Origin of the sequence: Carnobacterium sp. ISL-102 (assembly GCF_018612935.1) — a bacterium.
Taxonomy (GTDB): domain Bacteria; phylum Bacillota; class Bacilli; order Lactobacillales; family Carnobacteriaceae; genus Carnobacterium_B; species Carnobacterium_B alterfunditum.
This window is the reverse complement of the sequence record NZ_JAGGRF010000021.1, coordinates 21,201-42,660: the sequence shown is the minus strand read 5'-3', so window position 1 is coordinate 42,660 and position 21,460 is coordinate 21,201. Positions and strand designations below refer to the sequence as shown.

The following is a 21,460-nucleotide window of genomic DNA, read 5'->3' as shown; positions in this document are numbered from 1 at the left end:
AGAAAGTGGCAAAATCAAAAATTGAAGGAGTGATTTTAGTGGTGAAAACACGAGAAGAATTACCGGAAATGCAAACGAAACTTTATATCAATGGACAATGGATAGAAGGATCTTTAGAAAAAAAGGCGGTCAACAATCCAGCGACCAGAGAAGAATTGATTAAAGTTTCCCAAGGTGGAGAAATAGAAACACTTAAAGCAATCCAATCAGCTAAAGAAGCTTTTCCAAAATGGAAAGGTATGGAATTAGTTGAGCGTGTAAAACTCATCCATGCTATTGCAGATAAAATTGAAGAAAAAGCAGATCAATTGGCTTTGATCATGACTTTAGAACAAGGAAAACCTTTAAAAGAAGCTAAAACAGAAATTCTGATCAATATTCAAAATCTACATTGGAATGCCGAAGAGGCAAGACGTATTTATGGGGAAACTATTCCAGCTCCTAATAATCATAAATATGAAGTCAAAAAGCAACCGATTGGCGTTGTAGCAGCTATAACACCTTGGAACTTCCCGTCAAACATGATCATCCGTAAAATTGCTCCAGCTATTGCAGCTGGTTGTACAGTGGTCCTAAAACCGGCAAGCAGCACACCGTTATCAGCTATTGCGATTTTTGAAATTTTCCATGAAGTGGGTTTGCCGGCTGGAGTAGCCAATCTAGTTATGGGACCATCAAGTAAAATCGGAAAAACTATGACCGATAGCAATGATGTTCGAAAATTAACTTTTACAGGCTCAACAGAGATAGGAAAAATATTGTTTGAACAATCTGCTCAAACAATAAAGAAAATTTCTCTTGAGTTAGGAGGCCATGCCCCTTTTATTGTATTTGCTGATGCCGATATTGATGAAGCAGTCGAAGGACTCGTGGCAATGAAGTTTAGAAATAATGGGCAGGCGTGCACCTCTCCTAACCGTATTTTTGTAAATAAGGCAATAAAAAAAGAATTTATTCAAAAATTAACGGCAGCCGTTAGTAAAGTCACAGTCGGCAATGGGTTAAAAGATGTGATGGCTGGACCGCTTATCAATGAAGATGCAATCGAATCTATCCAAGCTCAAGTAGATGATGCAAAAGAGAAAGGAGCTAAAGTACTCGCAGGAGGTGAAAGATTAACTGAGGGGGAATATGCTGACGGGTACTTCTATGCGCCTACTATTTTAGACAACGTTACAAACGAGATGGCTATTTTTTATGAAGAAACATTTGGTCCGGTCATTCCTTTGATTGATTTTGAAGAAGAGGATGCGGTCATCAAAATGGCAAATGATAGTATATTCGGTCTAGCTTCTTATTTCTTTACGACGGACTTGAAGCGGGCTGAAAAAGTCAGTGAGGCTTTAGAATATGGGTTGGTTGGGATCAACAACACGTCAATCTCTACTTCTGAAGCACCGTTTGGCGGGGTAAAACATTCAGGTGTTGGTCGCGAAAATGGCGTTTACGGAGTACAAGAATTTTTAGAAGTTAAATTTGTTCATACTAAATATCTGGATTGATAGAGCGTTATCCAAAGAGAGGAGGAGCTGGCATGCGCCAATGTTCTCCTCTTTTTTTTTGTATATCAGTTTATCAGCTCATGATAAACCAAGTATTAAAAATATCTTGTAAGAAATAAGCTGAAAAGCTTCCGAAAAATATAAAAGGAGCGAATGGAATAAAGTTTCCATAGTTGTTTTTTTTACTGAGCACCAATGGAAAATTAACTAGAAGGGCAGACAAACAAGCAATCATGATCGCGATCAAAGTCAAATCATAACCAAGCAGCATCCCGATGATGCCTAATAATTTTACGTCTCCACCGCCTATCGAAGTAGATGAGAACTGATATAGAAGATAAAAAAAACTGAAGAACCCAATTCCGCTAAACAAATAAAAATTAAAAGGATGAGGATGGATCACCAATCGACCTAAAAAAACCCACAGAAAAAAGAAAACCATTAAACGATCAGGCAAGAGTTGGTAGTAAAGATCAGAAATGATAAAAATAAGACTAAAAGAAAAGAGACCGGTAATAAATAAACCTTCTTTTGGAAAAAACAAATAAGTAGAAAAGGTATATAAAAAGATAGATCCGGTCAAAACTTCAGTTAGGGGATGTAAAATAGAAATCTGCTGTAGGCAATGTCGACAGTGCCCTCTTTGGATAAGGTAAGATAAAATAGGAATCAATTCAAAGAAATGCAACGTGCTATGACAATTTGGACAATGAGAACGTGGGAAAACAATAGATTGATGAATCGGTACTCTTAAGCCGATCACCATTAAAAAAGAGCCGAAGCAACATCCTGTAAACCAAATAAGTAAAAATAAAATACCTGTCTGCATTTTTTCACCTCAATCAAACTTCTTATGTTAAATATATGCCATTTAGCAAAGAAAGCTTTAAAAAATTAGAAAGGAGGAGTATACTGTTGGGAGTGCAAAAAAATAAAAAAACTTTTGGCAATTTCAACGCAACTTGTTGACAATAATATTAGACCATGTTATGATTCAAAAGGTGCTTTTGTACGCAGATTCCTGTCTATCAGTCGTGCTGACTGGTGCATTGGCCTTAAAACTATACTGAAACGGTTGGTTGCAATTTCGCAGCACTTATTTTTTTGCTGTTAAAAGAACCGCCTGGATGTGTGGACTAGAATAATAACATAGGGAAGGAGGAAACAATCGATGCCTACTATTAATCAATTAGTACGTAAACCTCGTAAATCAAAAATAGAAAAATCTGAATCTCCAGCTTTAAACAGAGGTTACAACAGTAAAAGAAAAAAACAAACAACAGTAAACTCACCTCAAAAACGTGGTGTTTGTACTCGTGTAGGGACTATGACTCCTAAAAAACCTAACTCAGCGTTACGTAAATATGCACGTGTTCGTTTGTCTAACTTAATTGAAGTAACTGCTTATATCCCAGGTGAAGGTCACAACTTGCAAGAACATAGTGTGGTTCTTTTACGTGGAGGACGAGTGAAGGATCTACCCGGAGTTCGTTACCACATCGTTCGTGGAGCGCTTGATACTGCCGGTGTTGCAGATCGTAAACAAAGCCGTTCTAAATATGGTACTAAAAGACCTAAAAAATAAGCTTAAGGCTTAAATAAAATAAAAAATGATTCTAAAAAGATAACTATTATCGAAAGGAGGAATTTGGATGCCTCGTAAAGGTCCTATTACTAAACGTGATGTTTTACCTGATCCACTTTATAATTCTAAACTTGTTACTCGTTTGATCAACCGTATTATGGTTGACGGAAAACGTGGGAAAGCTGCTACAATTCTTTATAATGCATTTGGCATGATCAAAGAACAAACTGGCAATGATCCTATTGAAGTATTTGAACAAGCAATGAAAAACATTATGCCTGTTCTTGAAGTTAAAGCTCGCCGTGTTGGGGGTTCTAACTACCAAGTTCCGATCGAAGTTCGTCCAGAACGTCGTACGGCTCTTGCTCTTCGTTGGTTAGTAAGCTACTCTCGTTTACGCGGAGAAGATACTATGGAACAACGTCTTGCTAAAGAAATCATGGATGCTGCTAACAATACTGGAGCAGCTGTTAAAAAACGTGAAGACACTCACAAAATGGCTGAAGCTAATAAAGCTTTCGCTCATTATCGCTGGTAAAATTTTTTCTAAAGAGGACTGCGGTGCCGTTTGTGCAGCGTAGTCCTCTAAGGAAAAATTGAAGTTTCTTAGTTCAAATTAAATTAAGAGAGGTGTTATTACAAGATGGCAAAAAGAGAGTTTTCTCTAAACAATACCCGTAATATTGGAATCATGGCCCATATTGATGCTGGTAAAACAACAACAACTGAGCGTGTTCTTTATTACACTGGTAAAATCCATAAAATTGGTGAAACCCATGAGGGTGCTTCACAAATGGACTGGATGGAACAAGAACAAGAACGTGGTATTACGATTACATCTGCTGCAACAACAGCTGCTTGGAAAGGCTATCGCGTAAACATTATCGATACTCCAGGTCACGTTGACTTCACTGTTGAAGTTGAACGCTCTCTACGAGTATTAGATGGTGCTGTTGCTTTACTTGATGCACAATCAGGTGTTGAGCCTCAAACTGAAACAGTTTGGCGTCAAGCAACAACTTATGGTGTACCTCGTATTGTATTTGTAAACAAAATGGATAAAACCGGTGCAGATTTCATATATTCTGTAGGAACGATTCTTGACCGTTTACAAGCAAACGCACATCCAATCCAATTGCCAATCGGTTCTGAAGATAACTTCACAGGAATCATTGACTTGGTTACAATGAAAGCTGAAGTTTATACAAATGATTTAGGAACAGATATCCGTGAGGAAGAAATCCCTGAAGAATACGTAGAATTAGCAAATGAATGGCGTACAAAATTAATTGAAGGTGCTGCAGATACAGATGAAGCTTTGATGGAGAAATATCTTGAAGGTGAAGAAATTTCTGAAGAAGAATTGAAAAATGCTATCCGAAAAGCAACACTTAAAGTTGAATTTTACCCAGTCTTATGTGGTTCAGCATTTAAAAACAAAGGTGTTCAAATGATGCTTGATGCAGTCATTGACTACCTACCGTCACCACTTGATGTAGCTGCAATCCAAGGAATCTTACCAGATTCTGAAGAAACTGCAGAACGTCATGCAGATGACAGCGAACCATTCTCAGCATTGGCATTTAAAGTTATGACTGACCCGTATGTAGGTCGTTTAACTTTCTTCCGTGTTTATTCTGGTACGTTACAAGCAGGATCTTATGTACAAAACTCAACTAAAGGAAAACGTGAACGTGTAGGACGTATCTTACAAATGCATGCGAACTCTCGTAGCGAAATTCCTGAAGTATTTGCTGGAGACATTGCAGCGGCTGTTGGTTTGAAAAACACGACAACTGGTGACACTTTGTGTGATGAAAAAGATCAAGTGATCTTAGAATCAATGGACTTCCCAGAACCAGTTATCCAAGTAGCTATTGAACCAAAATCAAAAGCTGACCAAGATAAAATGGGTGTTGCGTTACAAAAACTTGCTGAAGAAGATCCAACTTTCCGTGCTGAAACTGACCACGAAACTGGCGAAACAATTATTGCCGGTATGGGTGAGTTACACTTAGATATCATTGTTGACCGTATGAGACGTGAATTCAATGTTGAAGCTAGTGTTGGTGCTCCACAAGTTTCTTACCGTGAAACATTCCGTGGTTCTACTAAAGCTGAAGGTAAATTCGTTCGTCAATCAGGTGGTAAAGGTCAATACGGTCACGTATGGATCGAATTCTCTCCTAATGAAGAAGGAAAAGGTTTTGACTTTGAAGATGCAATCGTTGGTGGTACTGTTCCTCGTGAATATATCCCAGCAGTAAAAGCTGGTTTAGAAGCTTCATTAAACAACGGAGTTCTTGCTGGATATCCATTAGTAGATATTAAAGCAAAACTTTATGATGGTTCATACCATGATGTCGATTCAAATGAAACGGCCTTTAAAGTTGCTGCTTCAATGGCATTAAAAAATGCTTCTAAAAAAGCAAATCCAGTTATCTTAGAGCCTATGATGGGCGTTGAAATTACAATTCCTGAAGATTATTTAGGAGACGTAATGGGACACATCTCTGCTCGTCGTGGACGTATCGAAGGTTCTGAAGCTCGTGGAAATACTACTATCGTTAAAGGTATGATTCCATTAGCAGAAATGTTCGGTTATGCAACTGCATTACGTTCAGCAACACAAGGTCGCGGTACTTTCTCAATGACATTTGATCATTACGAAGATGTACCAAAATCTATTTCTGAAGAAATTATCAAGAAAAATGGCGGATCAGCTAACTAATTTTAATTAGCTCTCCGACCGTAAGTATTGATTTTCTAACGAATAATCGTTATAATTTTTACAAATGATGGGGATAAAATGAAAGTTTCTATTCCTATCAATAAAAAGAACTCACTATGAGGAGGAAATACAAAAATGGCAAAAGAAAAATATACTCGTAATAAACCCCATGTTAACGTTGGTACTATCGGACACGTTGACCATGGTAAAACAACTTTAACTGCTGCAATTACAACTGTATTAGCTAAAAGAGGTTTTGTAAGTACTGCAACTGACTACGCTTCAATTGATGGAGCTCCGGAAGAACGCGAACGTGGAATTACAATCAACACTTCTCACGTTGAATACGAAACTGCAGAACGTCACTATGCTCACGTGGACTGCCCAGGACATGCTGACTATGTTAAAAACATGATCACAGGTGCTGCACAAATGGATGGAGCTATCTTAGTAGTATCTGCTGCTGATGGCCCAATGCCACAAACTCGTGAACATATTCTATTGTCTCGCCAAGTTGGTGTTCCATACATCGTTGTTTTCTTAAACAAAGTTGATATGGTTGATGATGAAGAATTACTTGAATTAGTTGAAATGGAAGTTCGTGACTTATTGTCAGAATACGATTTCCCAGGCGACGACACTCCAGTTATTTCTGGTTCAGCACTTAAAGCTCTTGAAGGCGTTGAAGAATACGAAGATAAAATCATGGAATTAATGGATGCTGTAGATTCTTACATTCCAACTCCAGAACGCGATACTGACAAACCATTCATGATGCCAGTTGAGGATGTATTCTCAATTACTGGACGTGGAACAGTTGCTACAGGACGTGTAGAAACTGGACAAATTAAAGTCGGTGAAGAAGTTGAAATCATCGGAATCCATGAAGCAACTACTAAATCAACTGTTACTGGTGTTGAAATGTTCCGTAAAATGTTAGACTTTGCTCAAGCAGGGGATAATATTGGAGCATTATTACGTGGGGTTGCTCGTGAAGACATCCAACGTGGACAAGTATTAGCTAAACCAGGTTCAATTACTCCACATACAAAATTTACAGGTGAAGTTTATATCTTATCTAAAGAAGAAGGTGGACGTCATACTCCATTCTTCGCTAACTACCGCCCACAATTTTATTTCCGTACAACTGACGTAACTGGTGTTGTTGAGTTACCAGAAGGTACTGAAATGGTTATGCCAGGAGACAACGTTTCAATCAGCGTTGAATTGATTGCACCAATCGCTATCGACCCAGGTACTAAATTCACTATTCGTGAAGGTGGACGTACTGTTGGAGCCGGCGTTGTAGCTACAATCGAAGCTTAATCAACTCTTGAAAATTAAAAATTTAAAATGACTCTATCTGGGATAGAGCGTGTCCGTCCGAGAAAAAAGCCTTGTCAATGCGACAAGGCTTTTTTATATTTCTAATGATAAAAAAAGTTAAGAAATGATTAATTCAAATAAAATTCCTCTCATAATTTTATCATTAATATGTTACACTAAACAACAATAGTATTAAGGAGTGATTAAATTGATGAAAACAGTAGATATTGACTGGAAAAATTTAGGTTTCAATTACATTAAAACGGATCACCGATATATTTCTTATTGGAAAGATGGGAATTGGGATGAAGGAACATTATCAGAAGATAATAAAGTTCATATTAGTGAAGGGTCAACAGCCTTACACTATGGACAAACTGTTTTTGAAGGAATGAAAGCTTACCGAACGAAAGATGGTTCAATCAATTTATTCCGACCTGATCAAAATGCAGAGCGTATGCAACGAAGCTGCAGACGTTTAATGATGCCGAGCATACCAACAGATATTTTTATTGAAGCCGTTAAAAAAGTAGTAAAAGCGAACGAACAATATATTCCGCCATATGGTACTGGGGGTTCTTTATATCTTCGCCCTTATATGATCGGGATCGGCGATAATATTGGAGTGAAGCCTGCAGAAGAATACTTGTTTTCTATTTTTTGTATGCCTGTAGGTGCTTACTTTAAGGGTGGATTGACCCCGTCAAACTTTGTTGTTTCTGATTATGATAGAGCAGCAGGTAACGGAACCGGCGCAGCAAAAGTCGGTGGAAATTATGGTGGTAGTTTACTCCCAGGTGCAGAAGCTCATAAACGTAATTTTAGTGATGCAATCTATTTAGATCCAACGACTCACACAAAAATAGAAGAAGTCGGCGCGGCAAATTTCTTTGGGATCACAAAAGATAATAAATTTGTTACACCGTTATCTCCATCTATATTGCCCAGTATTACTAAATACTCATTGCTGTATCTTGCGAATGAACGTTTAGGATTAGATGTTGTTGAAAGAGAAGTCTTCATTGATCGATTAGATGAATTTGAAGAAGCTGGTGCTTGTGGAACGGCAGCTGTTATCTCGCCAATTGGTGGAATCCAATATAAAGATGATTTTCATGTCTTTTATAGCGAGACAGAGACAGGACCAATTACTAAAAAACTATATGATGAATTAACAGGCATCCAGTACGGCGATATAGAAGCGCCAGAAGGATGGATCGTAAAAGTATAGGAATAGTTGGAAATCATGATCTAGATCAATGACATGTTAATATAGAAGAAATAAAATAGTTAAACAAATAAATAGACAAATAAAATAAAATACGCTAAGATGGGAAATGTTGATGTATTCCTAACTTAGCGTATTTTTTTTTTGAAAAAAAGCTGAGAATAAAAAGCAAAAATAAATTTTGAAAATTATTTTGCAACTATGGATAAATTAATTTATTGAATAATCAAAAAAGGCTTGATTAAAAGAGTTATTTTTTGTATAATATAAAAGGTGCTGATTTCACAGGGAATCGTACTGGGTACTCGAATGAGAAACCCAATGGCTATGAAACGAGAGGTTGCGACACACCCGGCCGCTTTGCCACGGCGAGTGTGACGGATATTTTCGTGGAGCAATGTCTAATTTATAAAAATAGGCGAAGGAGGGAAAAATAATGGCAAAACAAAAGATTCGTATCCGCTTAAAAGCATATGAACATCGTATCTTAGATCAAGCAGCGGAAAAGATTGTAGAAACAGCAAAAAGAACTGGTGCTAGTGTATCTGGTCCAATTCCATTGCCAACAGAAAGAACTCTTTATACAGTGATCCGTGCGACTCACAAATATAAAGATTCTCGTGAACAATTTGAAATGCTTACACACAAACGTGTGATTGATATTGTTAATCCAACATCAAAAACTGTTGATGCTTTAACAAAACTAGACTTACCGTCTGGCGTAGATATCGAAATCAAGCTTTAATTTTAACTAAAAAAAATAATATAATGGAGGTGTACTCATGACCAAAGGAATCTTAGGAAAAAAAGTAGGAATGACGCAAGTCTTCACTGAATCAGGTGAATTAATCCCAGTAACTGTAATCGAAGCAACTCCAAACGTTGTTTTACAAGTTAAAACAGTCGAAACGGACGGTTACGAAGCAGTTCAATTGGGTTACCAAGAGAAACGTGAAGTATTGTCGAATAAACCTGCAATGGGTCATGTAGCAAAAGCAAATGCTACTCCTAAGCGCTTCATTCGTGAATTTAACGATGTTGAGCTTAGTGAATATGAAGTAGGACAAGAAGTGAAAGTTGATACTTTCAAAGCTGGAGACATCGTTAATGTAACGGGGACTACCAAAGGTAAAGGATTCCAAGGTGTTATCAAACGCCACGGACATAGTCGTGGACCAATGTCCCACGGATCCCGTCACCACCGTCGTCCAGGGTCAATGGGTCCTGTAGATCCTAACCGTGTGTTCAAACGCACATTACTACCAGGTCGTATGGGCGGAAACCGCGTAACTATCAAGAATCTTGAAGTTGTTCGTGTTGACGTTGAAAATAATGTACTTCTTATTAAAGGGAATGTACCTGGGTCTAAAAAATCCTTAATCCAAATTAAATCAGCTTTTCAAAAAGCTAAATAAAAATTAAGAGAGGAGGAACAAGGAAATGCCAAACGTAGCCTTATTTAAACAAGATGGTACTCAAAATGGCGAAGTAACTTTAAACGACGCTATTTTCGGTATCGAACCAAACGAAAATGTTGTTTTTGATGCAATCATCATGCAACGTGCTTCATTACGCCAAGGTAATCATTCAGTAAAAAACCGCAGTGCAGTACGCGGTGGTGGACGTAAACCGTGGGCTCAAAAAGGAACTGGTCGTGCTCGTCAAGGGTCAATCAGATCTCCACAATGGCGCGGTGGTGGAATTGTCTTCGGACCAACTCCACGTTCATACAGCTACAAACTTCCAAAAAAAGTTCGTCGCTTAGCAATTAAATCTGTTCTTTCTACTAAAGTAATAAGTGGAGATTTAATCGTTGTTGACGCATTGAACTTTGACGCACCAAAAACTAAAGAGTTTGCACAAGTGTTAAAAAATCTAAACGTTAATTCTAAAGCATTTATTGTAGTAGAAAACGACAATGATTTCGCAACATTATCTGCTCGTAACCTTCCAGGAGTTAAAATTGTAGCTTTTGATAACGTTACTGTGTTAGATGTTGTAGCGCATGAAAAATTGATTTTGACACAGACTGCTCTAACTAAGCTAGAGGAGGTTCTTCAATAATGGATGTACGTGACGTAATCTTGCGCCCAATTATCACTGAAGCAGCAATGGCTGCTCAAGATAATAAAAAATTCACTTTCGAAGTGGATGTTCGCGCAAACAAAACTCAAGTAAAACAAGCGATTGAAGAAATTTTTGACGTAAAAGTTTCAAATGTTAACATCATGAACGTACGTGGAAAATTAAAACGTATGGGTAAACATACTGGATACACAAAAAAACGTCGTAAAGCAATCGTAACTTTAACAGCTGATTCAAAAGAAATCGTTTTATTTGAAGCTTAATTAAAGCTATAAAATAAACATCGGGAGGGAAAACACGTGGGAATCAAAAAGTATAAACCTACCACAAACGGCCGTCGTAATATGACTGGTTCTGATTTCGCAGAAATCACTTCAACAACGCCTGAAAAGACATTGTTAGAACCAAACAGAAGAAAAGCCGGTCGTAATAATGCTGGTAAAATTATGGTACGTCACCGTGGTGGCGGACATAAACGTAATTACCGTGTAATTGACTTTAAACGTAATAAAGACGGTATCGTTGGTATCATCAAAACTATTGAATACGATCCAAATCGTACAGCAAATATCGCATTAGTACAATATGTCGATGGTGTTAAAACATACATCATTGCTCCTAAAGGAATTCAAGTAGGACAACAAATCATTTCAGGAGATACTACAGATATCAAAGTTGGAAATACTCTTATGTTAGATAACATTCCTGCTGGTACTGTAATCCATAATATTGAAATGAAACCTGGAAAAGGTGGACAATTGATTCGTTCTGCTGGAACTAGCGCGCAAGTGTTAGGTAAAGAAGGCAAATACGTAATGATCCGCTTGAATTCAAGTGAAGTTCGTTTGATTTTAGGAACTTGTCGTGCAACAATCGGTTCAGTTGGTAATGAACAACATGAATTGATCAATATTGGTAAAGCCGGACGTTCTCGTTGGTTAGGCAAACGCCCAACTGTTCGTGGATCTGTAATGAACCCGAACGATCACCCACACGGTGGTGGTGAAGGTAAAGCTCCTATCGGACATGCTGGTCCAATGACTCCTTGGGGTAAACCTGCTCTTGGATTGAAAACACGTAATAAGAAATCTCAATCTAATAAATTTATCACACGTCGTCGTAAAACAAAATAAAATCAGGTTAGTTGGTTTTACCAACTTTCCTAAGGAATGGAAGGAGGTTCACCCATGGGTCGTAGTCTTAAAAAAGGACCATTTGTCGATGAACACTTAATGAAAAAAATGAATGCACTAGCTGAGAGCGGAAAAAAATCTGTCGTTAAAACTTGGTCACGTCGTTCAACAATTTTCCCGAGTTTCATTGGTTACACAATCGCAGTCTATGATGGTCGTAAACATGTACCAGTTTATATTCAAGAAGACATGGTCGGACACAAATTAGGTGAATTTGCACCAACAAGAACATACCGCGGTCACACTGCGGATGATAAAAAAACTAAACGTTAATTTTGAGAGGAGGATAACTCGATATGGCAGAACAAATTACAGAAGCTAAGGCAACTGCAAAAACTGTTCGCATTGCAGCTCGTAAAGTTCGTTTAGTTGTCGATCTTATTAGAGGGAAGAGCATTGGGGAGGCAATTTCAATTTTGAAATTCACTCCACGCGGTGCTTCACCAGCAATCGAAAAAGTTTTGATGTCAGCAATTGCTAACGCAGAACATAACTACGATTTAGACGTAGAAAACTTGGTAGTAAGCGAAGCTTATGTCAACGAAGGACCAACGATGAAACGTTTCCGTCCACGTGCAAAAGGTTCAGCTGCTCCAATCTTGAAACGCACAAGCCACATTACAGTTGTGGTATCTGAAAAAAAGGAGGGGTAATCTGTGGGTCAAAAAATTAATCCAACAGGCTTACGTGTAGGTATTATCCGCGATTGGGATTCTAAATGGTATGCAGAAAAAGATTTTGCAAACTTTTTACACGAAGATATCGCTATCCGCGAATATATTGCAAAAAAACTAAGCGAAGCTTCTGTTTCTAAAGTTGAAATTGAACGTGCTGCTAACCGTGTTAACGTTTCAGTACACACTGCTAAACCAGGAATGGTAATTGGTAAAGGTGGATCTGAAGTTGATGCATTACGTAAAAAATTAAATGATTTAACAGGCAAACGAGTTCACATCAACATCGTGGAAATCAAACGCCCTGACTTAGACGCTAAATTAGTTGCTGAAGGAATTGCTACTCAACTAGAAAGCCGTGTTGCTTTCCGTCGTGCTCAAAAACAAGCTATCCAACGCACAATGCGTTCTGGAGCTAAAGGAATCAAAACAATGGTTTCTGGCCGTTTAAATGGTGCAGATATCGCTCGTAGCGAAACACATTCAGAAGGAACTGTTCCACTTCATACATTGCGTGCCGATATCGACTACGCATGGGAAGAAGCAGCTACAACTTACGGTAAACTAGGCATCAAAGTTTGGATCTACCGTGGAGAAGTTCTTCCTGTAAAAAAGAACACTGAGAAAGGAGGGAAATAATCATGTTAGTACCTAAACGTGTAAAATTCCGTCGTGAGTTTAGAGGTAAAATGCGCGGTGAAGCTAAAGGTGGGAAAGAAGTAACTTTTGGTGAATGGGGTTTACAGGCTCTAGAGTCAAAATGGATCACAAACCGTCAGATTGAAGCATCTCGTATCGCAATGACACGTTACATGAAACGTGGTGGGAAAGTATGGATTAAAATCTTCCCTCATAAATCATATACGTCTAAAGCTATTGGAGTTCGTATGGGTTCTGGTAAAGGGGCACCTGAAGGTTGGGTCTCACCAGTAAAACGTGGTAAAATCATGTTTGAAGTTGATGGAGTTTCAGAAGAAGTAGCTCGTGAAGCACTTCGTTTAGCTTCTCATAAACTACCCATTAAAACTAAGATTGTAAAACGTAAAGAAATTGGTGGTGAATCGAATGAAAGCTAATGAACTTAAAGAGTTAACCACTGCTGAAATGGTTGAAAAAGAAAAAGCATTTAAAGAAGAGTTATTCAATCTAAGATTCCAGTTAGCTACTGGCCAACTAGAAAATACTGCTCGCTTAAGTGAAGTTCGCAAATCGATTGCACGCATTAAAACTGCGTTACGTCAAGCGGAATTACAAAAATAGTTGATTGGCAAAGGAGGTCACCGTACAATGAGCGAAGAACGTAACCAACGCAAAGTATATCAAGGTCGTGTCGTTTCTGACAAAATGGATAAAACCATTGTTGTCGTAATTGAAACTCAAAAGAAACACAGCCGTTACGGTAAACGTATTAAATACTCTAAAAAATATAAAGCACATGATGAAAACAGTACTGCCAAAATTGGCGATATCGTAAAAATTATGGAAACTCGTCCGTTATCATCTACTAAACATTTCCGTTTATTAGAAGTTGTTGAAGAATCTGTTACTATTTAAGGTTTACAACAAATAACCTAGTTTCCCAATCTGGAAGGAGGATACAACCGTGATCCAAACAGAAAGTCGTTTGAGAGTTGCAGATAACTCAGGAGCTCGTGAAGTCTTAACTATTAAAGTTTTAGGCGGATCAGGCCGTAAAACTGCTAACATTGGTGATGTTATTGTTTGTACTGTAAAACATGCAACACCAGGTGGCGTTGTCAAAAAAGGTGAAGTCGTTCGTGCAGTTATCGTTCGTACTAAATCAGGAGCTCGTCGTGCAGATGGTTCATACATTAAATTTGATGAAAATGCATGTGTAATCATCCGTGACGATAAGAGCCCACGTGGAACTCGTATCTTTGGACCAGTTGCTCGCGAATTGCGTGACAACAACTTCATGAAGATCGTTTCACTTGCTCCAGAAGTTCTTTAATAATTACCATCCACAAAGGAGGTGCGTGTAAGACATGTACATTAAAACAGGTGATAAAGTAAAAGTTATTACTGGCAAAGACAAAGGGACTGAAGCTGTTGTATTAAAAGCTTTTCCTAAAAAAGATCGTGTAATCGTAGAAGGCGTTAATGTTATGAAAAAACATCAAAAACCTAATTCAGCGAATCCACAAGGTGGAATCATTGAAATGGAAGCCCCTATACACGTTTCGAATGTTATGCTTATAGATGCTTCAACTGGCGAACCAACTCGTGTTGGCTTTAAAGTAGAAGAAGGTAAAAAAGTACGTATTTCTAAAAAAACCGGTGAAGTTTTAGATAAATAATAGATAAGGAAGGAGGTATGAACTTCATGAACCGCCTTAAAGAAAAGTATATCAAAGAAGTAACACCATCAATGGTAGAAAAATTTGGTTACAAATCAATCATGCAAACACCTCAAGTAAATAAAATCGTTATTAACATGGGTGTGGGTGATGCTGTATCAAATGCTAAAAACTTAGATAAAGCTGTTGAAGAATTAACAGTAATTTCTGGTCAAAAGCCATTGATCACTAAAGCTAAAAAATCAATTGCTGGCTTCCGTTTACGCGAAGGTATGCCAATTGGAACTAAAGTAACACTACGTGGAGACAGAATGTACGATTTCTTAGATAAATTGGTTTCTGTTTCACTTCCTCGTGTACGTGATTTTCACGGAATAAGCAATAAATCTTTTGATGGACGAGGTAACTATACATTAGGAGTTAAAGAACAATTAATCTTCCCGGAAGTTGACTACGATAAAGTAGACAAAACTCGCGGAATGGACATTGTTATTGTAACTACTGCTAATACAGATGAAGAATCTCGTGAACTTTTAACACAACTTGGAATGCCATTCCAAAAATAATAATAGGAGGCGAACTACGTGGCTAAAAAATCACTAATTGCTAAAAACAAACGCCCTGCTAAATTCTCAACTCAAGCATATACTCGTTGTGAACGCTGTGGACGCCCACACTCAGTTTACCGCAAATTTAAACTTTGCCGTATTTGCGTCCGTGAACTTGCCTATAAAGGACAAATTCCAGGCATGAAAAAAGCAAGCTGGTAATACGATACTCGCATAAAGGAGGCTAAATTCAATGGTCATGACAGATCCGATTGCAGATTTTTTAACTCGCGTACGTAATGCTAACCAAGCACGTCACGAGTCATTAGAAGCACCTGCATCAAAAATTAAAAAAGACATTGCTAACATTTTGAAACGTGAAGGTTTTATTAAAAACGTTGAATACATGGAAGATGACAAACAAGGCATCATCCGCGTTTTCTTAAAATACGGAAAAGATAACGAACGCGTTATCACAGGATTGAAACGTATCTCTAAACCAGGTTTGCGCGTTTACGCTAAAGCTGGCGAAGTACCTAAAGTTCTTAACGGACTTGGTATTGCGATCGTATCAACTTCTGAAGGTGTTATTACAGATAAAGAAGCAAGAACAAAAAATATCGGTGGCGAAATAATCGCTTACGTTTGGTAATAAGTAAGAATAATCAAGGAGGTGTATTGCTGTGAGCCGTATAGGTAATAAAACAATCACTATCCCTGAAGGCGTAACGGTTACTCGTAATGAGGACATCGTTACCGTTAAGGGACCAAAAGGTGAATTGAGTCGTTCTTTCAGCCCAGTTATCACAATGAATGTAGAAGACAACGAAATTAACTTCTCTCGTCCAAATGACTTGAAAGTAAATCGTGCACTACATGGCACAATGCGTGCTAATTTAAACAACATGATTGTTGGTGTAACTGTTGGTTTTGAAAAAACATTAGAATTAGTTGGTGTTGGTTACCGCGCACAAATACAAGGTGAAAAACTTGTATTGAACGTTGGTTACTCTCATCCTGTAGAATTTATTCCAGAAGCTGGAATAAGTGTTGAAGTTCCTGCAAATACTAAAGTAGTAGTTAAAGGAACGAACAAAGAGAAAGTTGGCGCTTTAGCTGCTAACATTCGTAGTACGCGTCCACCTGAACCTTATAAAGGTAAAGGAATTCGTTATTCTGACGAAGTTGTACGTCGTAAAGAAGGTAAAACAGGTAAATAATAGCCTGGCTGCCTAAAGAATCAAACATAAAATTAAAGAGGTGACAATTGTGATTACAAAACCAGACAAAAACAAACTACGTCTGAAAAGACATGGTCGTGTACGTTCTAAAATTTCTGGTACTGCAGAGTGCCCACGCTTAAACGTGTTCCGTTCTAATAAAAACATCTACGCTCAACTTATTGATGACGTAGCGGGTGTAACGCTAGCAAGTGCATCTTCATTAGACAAAGAAGTTTCAGGGGAAACAAAATCAGCACAAGCTTCAGCTGTTGGTACAGCTATCGCTAAAAGTGCTGTAGAAAAAGGTATTAAAGAAGTAGTCTTTGACCGTGGTGGATACCTTTACCATGGCCGTGTTCAAGCTTTAGCTGAAGCTGCACGCGAAAATGGACTAGAATTTTAAAAAAAGGAGGAATACCACACATGGTTTACATCGATCCAACACATTTGGAATTAGAAGATCGTGTCGTTTCAATCAATCGCGTAACTAAAGTTGTAAAAGGTGGACGTCGTTTACGTTTTGCTGCTATTGTTGTTGTCGGAGATAAAAACGGACACGTAGGTTTCGGTACTGGTAAAGCACAAGAAGTACCAGAAGCTATCCGTAAAGCAATTGAAGATGCTAAGAAGAATCTTATTGTAGTACCTATGGTTGATACTACGATTCCTCACGCAGTTATTGGTCGTTATAGCGGCGGTAACATCATTATTAAACCTGCTGTTGCCGGTTCTGGAGTTTCTGCTGGTGGTCCCGTACGTGCCGTATTGGAATTAGCTGGAGTTGCAGACGTAACAAGCAAATCATTAGGTTCAAGTACACCAATCAATATGATTCGTGCAACTGTTGATGGCCTACTACAATTGAAACGCGTTGAAGATGTTGCAAAACTTCGCGGTAAAACTGTAGAAGAAATTATAGGATAAGGAGGACATTAAGAAATGGCTAATTTAGAAATCACTTTAAAACGTAGCATTATCGGACGTCCTCAAAACCAAAGAGATACAGTTAAAGCTCTTGGCTTGAAAAAAATCAACAGTACTGTAGTTAAACCTGCCAACGAAGCTATTGTTGGTATGGTAAAGACAATCTCACATTTAGTTGACGTTAAAGAAGTATGAGAACAAGTAAGTAAACTTTAATTTAAGGAGGTGCCTAATCTATATGAAACTTCATGAATTACAACCCGCAGAAGGATCTCGTAAAGTGCGTAATCGCGTTGGACGTGGGACTTCATCAGGTAACGGTAAAACATCAGGTCGTGGCCAAAAAGGACAAAACTCTCGTTCAGGTGGTGGCGTACGTTTAGGATTTGAAGGTGGACAAACACCATTATTCCGTCGTGTACCAAAACGTGGATTTACAAATATCAATCGTAAAGAATTTGCTGTTGTGAATCTTGATGCTCTAAACCGCTTCGAAGATGGAACAATCGTAACACCAGCATTATTCATAGAAACAAAAGTTGTCAAATCTGAAAAATCAGGGATTAAAGTTTTGGGTAATGGTAAAGTTGAACGTAAACTTACTGTTCAAGCAAGCAAATTCTCCAAAGCAGCTAAAGAAGCTATTGAAGCTGCTGGTGGTTCAATTGAGGTGATCTAAATGATCAAACTACTTATAGAGTCCTTTAAAGCAAAGGACATTCGAAGTAGAATTCTCTTCACTTTAAGTATTTTGATCGTATTTAGACTTGGAACTAAAATAACGGTTCCCGGTGTTAATGCGGCTGCTTTACAAGATCTATCCTCAAATAGTTCTTTGTTCAGTTTGTTAAATACATTTGGTGGGGGAGCATTAGACAGTTATTCTATTTTTGCGCTAGGTGTTTCTCCGTATATAACCGCCTCAATTGTTGTTCAACTATTACAGATGGATATTATTCCTAAGCTTGCTGAATGGGCAAAACAGGGCGAAGTAGGTCGTAGAAAATTAAATCAAGTTACAAGATACTTAACGGTTGGTTTGGCGTTTGTTCAAGCAATCGGTATCTCGTACGGATTTAACGCTCTAACGGGATCTGGATTGGTTCTCAATCCCGGCACGGATACGTACCTTATGATTGCCGTTATGCTAACTGCCGGAACAATGTTGGTTATGTGGCTTGGTGAGCAAATTACAGTTAAAGGCTTTGGTAACGGGATATCAATGATTATCTTTTCAGGTATCATTGCTCGAGTACCTTCTGATTTAAGTGGTTTTTACAATTCGCAAATAAGAAATGCTGGAGATGAAATGGCGCAAGCTATTCTCTTCTCGGTCTTAATTGCCATTGCTTTTGTAGCAATTGTTGTAACCGTCGTTTATGTCGAAAATGCAAAAAGAAAGATTCCTGTTCAATACTCAAAACGCTCAGCTGGCTCAGGTCAGGACACTCACTTGCCGTTAAAAGTAAATTCAGCTGGTGTTATTCCAGTAATTTTTGCAAGTTCATTTATTATGACACCACAAACGATCTTAGGATTCTTTAGTGCTTCGAATGCAGATGCACAGTGGTTTATTATTTTAAATAAAGTATTTAATTTGCAAGAACCAATCGGAGCAGTTATTTATACTGTTTTAATTGTAGTCTTTACTTATTTCTATGCATTCATTCAAGTGAATCCAGAGAAAGTCGCTGAGAATTTACAAAAACAAGGCGGATATATTCCTAGTGTGCGCCCTGGAAAACCCACTCAGGATTTTATTTCAACAACGTTATCACAGTTGAGTACAGTCGGAGCGGTCTATCTGGGTGTTATTGCAATACTGCCTATACTTGCGTCAAACATTTGGGATTTACCTCAATCTGTTTCTCTAGGTGGTACTAGCCTACTTATCGTAGTTGGTGTTGCATTAGAACTTATGAGACAACTTGAAGGTCAAATGTCTAAAAAAAGTTATCAAGGCTTTATACAATAAGAAGTAAGTGTTGGGGATTTTCCTCGGCACTCATTCTTACATTTAAGGAGGGAAATTATGAATCTCATTTTAATGGGTCTTCCTGGTGCAGGAAAAGGAACGCAAGCTGAACAAATTGTTGACACATATCATGTGCCGCATATTTCAACAGGGGATATGTTCCGAGCTGCAATCAAAAATGAAACAGCCTTAGGATTAGAAGCTAAAGCTTATATGGACAAAGGTGATTTGGTGCCTGATGAAGTTACAAACGGAATTGTAAAAGAACGTTTGGCTGAAGCAGATACTGAAAATGGATTTTTATTAGATGGTTTTCCAAGAACGCTTAACCAAGCGCACGCTTTGGAAGAAATTTTAAAAGATCTAAACAAAAAATTAGATGCTGTTGTTTACATCAGTGTTAATAAAGATATTTTAATGCAACGTTTAACTGGACGGATCATTTGTCGTTCATGTGGCGCGACTTATCATAAAATCAATAAACCACCAGTGGTTGAAGGTACGTGTGATCGTTGTGGCGGACATGATTTCTATCAAAGAGACGACGATAAACCTGAAACAGTTGAAAATCGTATTAGTGTTAACCTTGAGTTGACCGAACCTTTACTAGACTTTTATAAAGAACGTAATGTGTTGTACACTGTAAATGGTGAAGAAGATGTTAAAGATGTTTTTAAAAATGTCCAAAACATAATTGAGAACGCTAAGTAATTGAACAGAGGAACAATGGCTTCATTATTTTCTTGATATAAATCACTGCCAGCTAACTCACGATTAAAGTTGTTTGATTAGTAATCGAGCGAGGCTACTTGTCACTATATTTAATTTGTGGTACAATATTCGAGGTGTTGACATTTCAATGCTGATATGTTGTGTTATTATAAGAAGATTAAAAAAATAGAAGGTGAGGGCTAAGTGCGCTCACTGTTTATCGCGTGAAAATGCGAAACAATTTTAAGGAGGTACTAGGCGTGGCGAAAGACGATGTCATTGAAATTGAAGGAATAGTCGTTGAAACTTTGCCGAATGCAATGTTTAAAGTCGAACTTGAAAATGGCCATGTTGTATTGGCTCACGTTTCAGGTAAAATCCGAATGCACTACATTAGAATCCTACCAGGAGACAAAGTAACAGTTGAGTTGTCCCCGTACGATTTATCACGTGGTCGCATAACTTATCGCTTTAAATAATTGTACTCCGTCAATAAAATAGGAGGTATAGTTCATGAAAGTAAGACCATCAGTAAAGAAAATTTGTGACAAATGCAAAGTTATCCGTCGTAAAGGACGTGTTATGGTGATTTGCGAAAACCCTAAACACAAACAACGCCAAGGATAATCATTTTAAAAAAACAGGAGGTGTAATTGTTAATGGCTCGTATTGCAGGTGTAGATGTTCCACGTGATAAACGTGTAGTAATTTCTCTAACTTATATATATGGAATCGGTAAAAACACAGCTCAAGAAATATTAAAAGAAGCTGGCGTATCAGAAGAAATTCGTGTACGTGAATTGTCAAATGATCAATTAGACGCTATTCGTGCGACAGTTGATAAATTAAAAGTTGAAGGTGACCTTCGTCGTGAAGTAAGCCAAGATATCAAACGATTGATTGAAATCGGATCATACCGAGGTATACGTCATCGCCGTGGTTTACCAGTTCGTGGACAAAACACGAAAAACAACGCGCGTACTCGTAAAGGCCCAGCTAAATCAATTACAGGCAAGAAAAAATAAAACACTAGTAAGGAGGTAACCTCATGGCAAAAAAAGTTACACGTAAACGTCGTGTTAAAAAGAATGTAGAAAGCGGAGTTGCACATATTCGTTCTACTTTTAATAATACGATTGTAATGATTACAGATGTACATGGAAATGCGATTGCATGGTCTTCAGCCGGAGCTTTAGGATTCCGCGGATCAAAAAAATCTACTCCATTTGCAGCACAAATGGCTGCAGAAGCAGCTGCTAAAGTAAGTATGGAAAACGGAATGAAAACTGTAGAAGTTGCAGTTAAAGGACCAGGTTCTGGTCGTGAAGCAGCAATCCGTTCTTTACAAGCTACAGGTCTAGAAGTTACAGCAATTCGTGACGTAACTCCAATTCCTCATAATGGATGCCGCCCTCCAAAACGCCGTCGTGTTTAATT

34 protein-coding genes are annotated in these 21,460 nt (G+C 38.1%); 33 read left to right on the top strand and 1 reads right to left on the bottom strand.

Annotation, left to right across the window (positions count from 1 at the left end; all coding sequences use genetic code 11):
* The first annotated feature begins 68 nt into the window (after positions 1-68).
* The gene (locus J7E16_RS08530) at positions 69-1,502 is read left to right on the top strand and encodes an NAD-dependent succinate-semialdehyde dehydrogenase (protein WP_214890882.1); all 1,434 of its coding nucleotides are present in this window, start codon (positions 69-71) and stop codon (positions 1,500-1,502) included.
* A 73-nt stretch (positions 1,503-1,575) separates the two neighbouring features.
* On the opposite strand, the gene J7E16_RS08525 is transcribed toward J7E16_RS08530, so the two are convergent.
* On the bottom strand, positions 1,576-2,331 hold the full coding sequence (locus J7E16_RS08525; RefSeq protein WP_214890844.1) for a prepilin peptidase: 756 nt from the start codon (positions 2,329-2,331) through the stop codon (positions 1,576-1,578).
* A 342-nt stretch (positions 2,332-2,673) separates the two neighbouring features.
* Here J7E16_RS08525 and rpsL point away from each other — a divergent pair, with 342 nt between their 5' ends.
* The 32 genes from rpsL (at position 2,674) to rpsK (ending at position 21,458) form a co-directional block, all read left to right on the top strand.
* Positions 2,674-3,087 (top strand): 30S ribosomal protein S12, encoded by a 414-nt coding sequence (gene rpsL, locus J7E16_RS08520; protein ID WP_034546948.1) that lies wholly within the window; start codon positions 2,674-2,676, stop codon positions 3,085-3,087.
* A 67-nt stretch (positions 3,088-3,154) separates the two neighbouring features.
* Complete coding sequence (gene rpsG, locus J7E16_RS08515; RefSeq protein WP_034546947.1) at positions 3,155-3,625, top strand: 30S ribosomal protein S7; 471 nt, start codon at positions 3,155-3,157, stop codon at positions 3,623-3,625.
* 105 nt (positions 3,626-3,730) lie between these two features.
* Entirely contained in the window at positions 3,731-5,818 is a 2,088-nt protein-coding gene (gene fusA, locus J7E16_RS08510; RefSeq protein WP_214890843.1) for an elongation factor G, read from the top strand.
* 135 nt (positions 5,819-5,953) lie between these two features.
* Entirely contained in the window at positions 5,954-7,144 is a 1,191-nt protein-coding gene (gene tuf / locus J7E16_RS08505) for an elongation factor Tu (protein WP_034546944.1), read from the top strand.
* A gap of 211 nt (positions 7,145-7,355) precedes the next feature.
* Positions 7,356-8,375 carry a branched-chain amino acid aminotransferase gene (locus J7E16_RS08500; protein WP_214890881.1) on the top strand — a complete coding sequence of 340 codons (1,020 nt, stop codon included), beginning with the start codon at positions 7,356-7,358 and terminating at the stop codon, positions 8,373-8,375.
* 433 nt (positions 8,376-8,808) lie between these two features.
* Complete coding sequence (rpsJ, locus tag J7E16_RS08495; protein WP_034546937.1) at positions 8,809-9,117, top strand: 30S ribosomal protein S10; 309 nt, start codon at positions 8,809-8,811, stop codon at positions 9,115-9,117.
* Positions 9,118-9,154: 37 nt separating this feature from the next.
* Complete coding sequence (rplC, locus tag J7E16_RS08490) at positions 9,155-9,787, top strand: 50S ribosomal protein L3 (RefSeq protein WP_034546936.1); 633 nt, start codon at positions 9,155-9,157, stop codon at positions 9,785-9,787.
* Between the two features lie 25 nt (positions 9,788-9,812).
* Entirely contained in the window at positions 9,813-10,436 is a 624-nt protein-coding gene (rplD, locus tag J7E16_RS08485; RefSeq protein WP_034546935.1) for a 50S ribosomal protein L4, read from the top strand.
* Positions 10,436-10,720, top strand: a complete 285-nt coding sequence (gene rplW, locus J7E16_RS08480) for a 50S ribosomal protein L23 (RefSeq protein ID WP_034546933.1) — start codon at positions 10,436-10,438, stop codon at positions 10,718-10,720. Before rplD ends, rplW begins: the two co-directional genes overlap by 1 nt.
* A gap of 36 nt (positions 10,721-10,756) precedes the next feature.
* Entirely contained in the window at positions 10,757-11,590 is an 834-nt protein-coding gene (rplB, locus tag J7E16_RS08475) for a 50S ribosomal protein L2 (RefSeq protein WP_214890842.1), read from the top strand.
* A gap of 54 nt (positions 11,591-11,644) precedes the next feature.
* Positions 11,645-11,923, top strand: coding sequence for a 30S ribosomal protein S19 (gene rpsS, locus J7E16_RS08470; RefSeq protein WP_034546929.1), 279 nt, complete (start codon positions 11,645-11,647; stop codon positions 11,921-11,923).
* A gap of 23 nt (positions 11,924-11,946) precedes the next feature.
* A complete protein-coding gene (gene rplV, locus J7E16_RS08465) occupies positions 11,947-12,303 on the top strand; it encodes a 50S ribosomal protein L22 (RefSeq protein ID WP_013712029.1) in 357 nt (118 codons plus the stop codon).
* Between the two features lie 3 nt (positions 12,304-12,306).
* Positions 12,307-12,963, top strand: coding sequence for a 30S ribosomal protein S3 (rpsC, locus tag J7E16_RS08460; protein ID WP_034546928.1), 657 nt, complete (start codon positions 12,307-12,309; stop codon positions 12,961-12,963).
* Between the two features lie 2 nt (positions 12,964-12,965).
* Positions 12,966-13,400 carry a 50S ribosomal protein L16 gene (rplP, locus tag J7E16_RS08455; protein WP_034546927.1) on the top strand — a complete coding sequence of 145 codons (435 nt, stop codon included), beginning with the start codon at positions 12,966-12,968 and terminating at the stop codon, positions 13,398-13,400.
* Positions 13,390-13,584 carry a 50S ribosomal protein L29 gene (gene rpmC, locus J7E16_RS08450; protein ID WP_013712026.1) on the top strand — a complete coding sequence of 65 codons (195 nt, stop codon included), beginning with the start codon at positions 13,390-13,392 and terminating at the stop codon, positions 13,582-13,584. Before rplP ends, rpmC begins: the two co-directional genes overlap by 11 nt.
* Before the next feature lie 27 nt (positions 13,585-13,611).
* Positions 13,612-13,878, top strand: coding sequence for a 30S ribosomal protein S17 (gene rpsQ / locus J7E16_RS08445; protein WP_034546926.1), 267 nt, complete (start codon positions 13,612-13,614; stop codon positions 13,876-13,878).
* A 49-nt stretch (positions 13,879-13,927) separates the two neighbouring features.
* A complete protein-coding gene (rplN, locus tag J7E16_RS08440) occupies positions 13,928-14,296 on the top strand; it encodes a 50S ribosomal protein L14 (RefSeq protein WP_034546924.1) in 369 nt (122 codons plus the stop codon).
* A gap of 34 nt (positions 14,297-14,330) precedes the next feature.
* Complete coding sequence (rplX, locus tag J7E16_RS08435) at positions 14,331-14,642, top strand: 50S ribosomal protein L24 (protein ID WP_034546922.1); 312 nt, start codon at positions 14,331-14,333, stop codon at positions 14,640-14,642.
* Positions 14,643-14,668: 26 nt separating this feature from the next.
* Positions 14,669-15,208: a 50S ribosomal protein L5 gene (rplE, locus tag J7E16_RS08430; RefSeq protein WP_034546920.1), complete on the top strand. Its 540-nt coding sequence runs from the start codon at positions 14,669-14,671 to the stop codon at positions 15,206-15,208.
* Between the two features lie 18 nt (positions 15,209-15,226).
* On the top strand, positions 15,227-15,412 hold the full coding sequence (locus J7E16_RS08425) for a type Z 30S ribosomal protein S14 (protein WP_007725695.1): 186 nt from the start codon (positions 15,227-15,229) through the stop codon (positions 15,410-15,412).
* 31 nt (positions 15,413-15,443) lie between these two features.
* Positions 15,444-15,842, top strand: a complete 399-nt coding sequence (rpsH, locus tag J7E16_RS08420; RefSeq protein ID WP_034546918.1) for a 30S ribosomal protein S8 — start codon at positions 15,444-15,446, stop codon at positions 15,840-15,842.
* A 31-nt stretch (positions 15,843-15,873) separates the two neighbouring features.
* Entirely contained in the window at positions 15,874-16,410 is a 537-nt protein-coding gene (rplF, locus tag J7E16_RS08415) for a 50S ribosomal protein L6 (protein WP_214890841.1), read from the top strand.
* A 49-nt stretch (positions 16,411-16,459) separates the two neighbouring features.
* Entirely contained in the window at positions 16,460-16,816 is a 357-nt protein-coding gene (gene rplR / locus J7E16_RS08410; RefSeq protein ID WP_214890840.1) for a 50S ribosomal protein L18, read from the top strand.
* 20 nt (positions 16,817-16,836) lie between these two features.
* On the top strand, positions 16,837-17,337 hold the full coding sequence (gene rpsE, locus J7E16_RS08405; RefSeq protein ID WP_034546912.1) for a 30S ribosomal protein S5: 501 nt from the start codon (positions 16,837-16,839) through the stop codon (positions 17,335-17,337).
* A gap of 15 nt (positions 17,338-17,352) precedes the next feature.
* A complete protein-coding gene (gene rpmD, locus J7E16_RS08400) occupies positions 17,353-17,532 on the top strand; it encodes a 50S ribosomal protein L30 (RefSeq protein WP_034546910.1) in 180 nt (59 codons plus the stop codon).
* Between the two features lie 43 nt (positions 17,533-17,575).
* Complete coding sequence (rplO, locus tag J7E16_RS08395) at positions 17,576-18,016, top strand: 50S ribosomal protein L15 (RefSeq protein WP_034546908.1); 441 nt, start codon at positions 17,576-17,578, stop codon at positions 18,014-18,016.
* Entirely contained in the window at positions 18,017-19,312 is a 1,296-nt protein-coding gene (gene secY, locus J7E16_RS08390; RefSeq protein WP_214890838.1) for a preprotein translocase subunit SecY, read from the top strand. It abuts the gene before it with no gap.
* A 57-nt stretch (positions 19,313-19,369) separates the two neighbouring features.
* The gene (locus J7E16_RS08385; protein WP_034546905.1) at positions 19,370-20,023 is read left to right on the top strand and encodes an adenylate kinase; all 654 of its coding nucleotides are present in this window, start codon (positions 19,370-19,372) and stop codon (positions 20,021-20,023) included.
* Between the two features lie 260 nt (positions 20,024-20,283).
* The gene (infA, locus tag J7E16_RS08380) at positions 20,284-20,502 is read left to right on the top strand and encodes a translation initiation factor IF-1 (RefSeq protein ID WP_034546903.1); all 219 of its coding nucleotides are present in this window, start codon (positions 20,284-20,286) and stop codon (positions 20,500-20,502) included.
* A gap of 34 nt (positions 20,503-20,536) precedes the next feature.
* Positions 20,537-20,650, top strand: coding sequence for a 50S ribosomal protein L36 (gene rpmJ / locus J7E16_RS08375; protein ID WP_007722194.1), 114 nt, complete (start codon positions 20,537-20,539; stop codon positions 20,648-20,650).
* A gap of 32 nt (positions 20,651-20,682) precedes the next feature.
* Positions 20,683-21,048 carry a 30S ribosomal protein S13 gene (gene rpsM / locus J7E16_RS08370; protein WP_034546901.1) on the top strand — a complete coding sequence of 122 codons (366 nt, stop codon included), beginning with the start codon at positions 20,683-20,685 and terminating at the stop codon, positions 21,046-21,048.
* 23 nt (positions 21,049-21,071) lie between these two features.
* Positions 21,072-21,458, top strand: a complete 387-nt coding sequence (gene rpsK / locus J7E16_RS08365; RefSeq protein WP_034546899.1) for a 30S ribosomal protein S11 — start codon at positions 21,072-21,074, stop codon at positions 21,456-21,458.
* The last annotated feature ends 2 nt before the right edge of the window (positions 21,459-21,460 follow it).

What these genes read in the sequence shown, in the direction of transcription:
- J7E16_RS08530 (WP_214890882.1), top strand. Translation starts at nt 69, where the DNA reads ATGCAAACGAAACTTTATATCAATGGACAATGGATAGAAGGATCTTTA.
- J7E16_RS08525 (WP_214890844.1), bottom strand. Translation starts at nt 2,331, where the DNA reads ATGCAGACAGGTATTTTATTTTTACTTATTTGGTTTACAGGATGTTGC.
- rpsL (WP_034546948.1), top strand. Translation starts at nt 2,674, where the DNA reads ATGCCTACTATTAATCAATTAGTACGTAAACCTCGTAAATCAAAAATA.
- rpsG (WP_034546947.1), top strand. Translation starts at nt 3,155, where the DNA reads ATGCCTCGTAAAGGTCCTATTACTAAACGTGATGTTTTACCTGATCCA.
- fusA (WP_214890843.1), top strand. Translation starts at nt 3,731, where the DNA reads ATGGCAAAAAGAGAGTTTTCTCTAAACAATACCCGTAATATTGGAATC.
- tuf (WP_034546944.1), top strand. Translation starts at nt 5,954, where the DNA reads ATGGCAAAAGAAAAATATACTCGTAATAAACCCCATGTTAACGTTGGT.
- J7E16_RS08500 (WP_214890881.1), top strand. Translation starts at nt 7,356, where the DNA reads ATGAAAACAGTAGATATTGACTGGAAAAATTTAGGTTTCAATTACATT.
- rpsJ (WP_034546937.1), top strand. Translation starts at nt 8,809, where the DNA reads ATGGCAAAACAAAAGATTCGTATCCGCTTAAAAGCATATGAACATCGT.
- rplC (WP_034546936.1), top strand. Translation starts at nt 9,155, where the DNA reads ATGACCAAAGGAATCTTAGGAAAAAAAGTAGGAATGACGCAAGTCTTC.
- rplD (WP_034546935.1), top strand. Translation starts at nt 9,813, where the DNA reads ATGCCAAACGTAGCCTTATTTAAACAAGATGGTACTCAAAATGGCGAA.
- rplW (WP_034546933.1), top strand. Translation starts at nt 10,436, where the DNA reads ATGGATGTACGTGACGTAATCTTGCGCCCAATTATCACTGAAGCAGCA.
- rpsS (WP_034546929.1), top strand. Translation starts at nt 11,645, where the DNA reads ATGGGTCGTAGTCTTAAAAAAGGACCATTTGTCGATGAACACTTAATG.
- rplV (WP_013712029.1), top strand. Translation starts at nt 11,947, where the DNA reads ATGGCAGAACAAATTACAGAAGCTAAGGCAACTGCAAAAACTGTTCGC.
- rplP (WP_034546927.1), top strand. Translation starts at nt 12,966, where the DNA reads ATGTTAGTACCTAAACGTGTAAAATTCCGTCGTGAGTTTAGAGGTAAA.
- rpmC (WP_013712026.1), top strand. Translation starts at nt 13,390, where the DNA reads ATGAAAGCTAATGAACTTAAAGAGTTAACCACTGCTGAAATGGTTGAA.
- rpsQ (WP_034546926.1), top strand. Translation starts at nt 13,612, where the DNA reads ATGAGCGAAGAACGTAACCAACGCAAAGTATATCAAGGTCGTGTCGTT.
- rplX (WP_034546922.1), top strand. Translation starts at nt 14,331, where the DNA reads ATGTACATTAAAACAGGTGATAAAGTAAAAGTTATTACTGGCAAAGAC.
- rplE (WP_034546920.1), top strand. Translation starts at nt 14,669, where the DNA reads ATGAACCGCCTTAAAGAAAAGTATATCAAAGAAGTAACACCATCAATG.
- rpsH (WP_034546918.1), top strand. Translation starts at nt 15,444, where the DNA reads ATGGTCATGACAGATCCGATTGCAGATTTTTTAACTCGCGTACGTAAT.
- rpsE (WP_034546912.1), top strand. Translation starts at nt 16,837, where the DNA reads ATGGTTTACATCGATCCAACACATTTGGAATTAGAAGATCGTGTCGTT.
- rpmD (WP_034546910.1), top strand. Translation starts at nt 17,353, where the DNA reads ATGGCTAATTTAGAAATCACTTTAAAACGTAGCATTATCGGACGTCCT.
- rplO (WP_034546908.1), top strand. Translation starts at nt 17,576, where the DNA reads ATGAAACTTCATGAATTACAACCCGCAGAAGGATCTCGTAAAGTGCGT.
- secY (WP_214890838.1), top strand. Translation starts at nt 18,017, where the DNA reads ATGATCAAACTACTTATAGAGTCCTTTAAAGCAAAGGACATTCGAAGT.
- J7E16_RS08385 (WP_034546905.1), top strand. Translation starts at nt 19,370, where the DNA reads ATGAATCTCATTTTAATGGGTCTTCCTGGTGCAGGAAAAGGAACGCAA.
- rpmJ (WP_007722194.1), top strand. Translation starts at nt 20,537, where the DNA reads ATGAAAGTAAGACCATCAGTAAAGAAAATTTGTGACAAATGCAAAGTT.
- rpsM (WP_034546901.1), top strand. Translation starts at nt 20,683, where the DNA reads ATGGCTCGTATTGCAGGTGTAGATGTTCCACGTGATAAACGTGTAGTA.
- rpsK (WP_034546899.1), top strand. Translation starts at nt 21,072, where the DNA reads ATGGCAAAAAAAGTTACACGTAAACGTCGTGTTAAAAAGAATGTAGAA.